General features: G+C 53.3%; 2 rRNA genes (1 of these 2 cut by a window edge). Both read right to left on the reverse strand.

The annotated features are described in order from the left end of the window. Window positions 1-16: 16 nt before the first annotated feature. Window positions 17-131: ribosomal RNA gene (gene rrf, locus IE188_RS16680) — 5S ribosomal RNA — on the reverse strand. An 81-nt stretch (window positions 132-212) separates the two neighbouring features. Beyond that, window positions 213-2,500: ribosomal RNA gene (locus IE188_RS16685) — 23S ribosomal RNA — on the reverse strand; it runs 544 nt beyond the window's last position.

The raw sequence follows: 2,500 nt of genomic DNA on the forward strand, positions 1-2,500 counted from the left end.
TTGAGCTGCTTACTAGGTTTGGCGGTGACCTACTCTCCCACGTCTTAAGACGCAGTACCATTGGCGCGACAGTGCTTAACTTCCGAGTTCGGGATGGGATCGGGTGTTTCACTTGTGCTGTGACCACCAAACCGAGAAAGCAGCTATTCCAAGTCAGTACACATTGGTGTGTATGCTTTTGATTGATAGTAGAGATCTAACTTCTACTGGATCAAATCAAGCCTATCGGACAATTAGTACCGGTCAACTGAACACATTGCTGTGCTTACATCTCCGGCCTATCGACGTGGTGGTCTTCCACGGTCCTCAGGGATACCTTGTTTTGAGGGGGGCTTCCCGCTTAGATGCCTTCAGCGGTTATCCTGTCCGTTCATAGCTACCCAGCACTGCCGTTGGCACGACAACTGGTCCACCAGTGGAACGTTCACCCCGGTCCTCTCGTACTAGGGGCAACTCCTCTCAAGTATCCTACACCCACGGCAGATAGGGACCGAACTGTCTCACGACGTTCTAAACCCAGCTCACGTACCTCTTTAAACGGCGAACAGCCGTACCCTTGGGACCTGCTCCAGCCCCAGGATGAGATGAGCCGACATCGAGGTGCCAAACACTGCCGTCGATATGGACTCTTGGGCAGTATCAGCCTGTTATCCCCGGCGTACCTTTTATCCGTTGAGCGATGGCCCTTCCACGCGGGACCACCGGATCACTATGGCCGTCTTTCGACTCTGCTCGACTTGTCAGTCTCGCAGTCAGGCTGGCTTCTGCCATTGCACTCAACGAGCGATTTCCGACCGCTCTGAGCCAACCTTCGCGCGCCTCCGTTACTCTTTAGGAGGCGACCGCCCCAGTCAAACTACCCGCCACGCAGGGTCCCGGATCCGGATAACGGACCGCGGTTAGACATCAAGCAGAACAAGGGTGGTATCTCAAAGGAGGCTCCACAGGAACTGGCGTCCCTGCTTCAAAGCCTACCACCTATTCTGCACATGTTGTGCCTGATGCCAGTGCGAAGCTGTAGTAAAGGTGCACGGGGTCTTTCCGTCTAACCGCGGGAAGCCTGCATCTTGACAGGCAATTCAATTTCGCTGAGTCGATGTTGGAGACAGCGGGGAAGTCGTTACGCCATTCGTGCAGGTCGGAACTTACCCGACAAGGAATTTCGCTACCTTAGGACCGTTATAGTTACGGCCGCCGTTTACCGGGGCTTCAATTCGGAGCTTGCACTCCTCCTTTTAACCTTCCGGCACCGGGCAGGCGTCAGACCCTATACGTCGTCTTGCGACTTCGCAGAGCCCTGTGTTTTTAGTAAACAGTCGCCACCCCCTGGTTTGTGCCCCCAGTCAATACTTGCGTAGAAACTGGGCCTCCTTCTCGCGAACTTACGGAGGTATTTTGCCGAGTTCCTTCAACATCGTTCTCTCAAGCGCCTTGGTATACTCTACCTATCCACCTGTGTCGGTTTAGGGTACGATCTCATGGAGGGCTATTTCCAGGAACCGATCAGCGGCCCACCCAATCCGATAAGGGTGAACAACAGTCACGATCCGTCACATCCTCCTGGCCCAGGAATATTAACCTGGTTCCCATCGACTACGCCTTTCGGCCTCGCCTTAGGGGTCGGCTTACCCTGCTCAGATTAGCTTTAAGCAGGAACCCTTGGATTTTCGGCGACAGGGTCTCTCACCCTGTTTGTCGCTACTCATGTCATCATTCTCACTAGTGATCTCTCCACCGGATCGCTCACGCGCCGGCTTCACAGAAAGCTCCGATCCTCAAATGCATCCGAAGATGCTAATGAGGAATGGAACTATGTCACACTACGCTCTGCTACCGCATGCACAAAGTGCATACCCTAAGCTTCGGCTCATGGCTTGAGCCCCGGTACATCTTCGCCGCAAGACAACTTAAATTAGACCAGTGAGCTGTTACGCTATCTTTAAAGGATGGCTGCTTCTAAGCCAACCTCCTGGTTGTTTTGGTCGTCTCACCTGCTTTCCCACTTAGCCATGAATTAGGGGCCTTAGCTGTAGGTCAGGGTTGTTTCCCTCTCCACAACGGACGTTAGCATCCGCTGTGTGTCTGCCATATAGTACTTCCCGGTATTCGGAGTTTGATTAGGATCAGTAAGGCTGTAGGCCCCCATTACCCATTCAGTGCTCTACCCCCGGGAGTATTCGTATGACGCTCTACCTAAATAGATTTCGCAGAGAACCAGCTATCTCCGAGTTTGATTGGCCTTTCACCCCTAGGCACAGCTCATCCCGATCTTTTTCAACAGATGTGGGTTCGGTCCTCCAGTGCGTGTTACCGCACCTTCAACCTGGCCATGCCTAGATCACTCGGTTTCGGGTCTGATCCATCTAACTCAACGCCCTATTAAGACTCGCTTTCGCTGCGCCTACACCTAACGGCTTAAGCTTGCTAGATAGACCAAGTCGATGACCCATTATACAAAAGGTACGCCGTCAGCCCGCAAGGGGCCTCCGACTGATTGTAG

This window comes from Aliiroseovarius zhejiangensis, from assembly GCF_014656375.1.
Taxonomy (GTDB): Bacteria; Pseudomonadota; Alphaproteobacteria; order Rhodobacterales; family Rhodobacteraceae; genus Aliiroseovarius; species Aliiroseovarius zhejiangensis.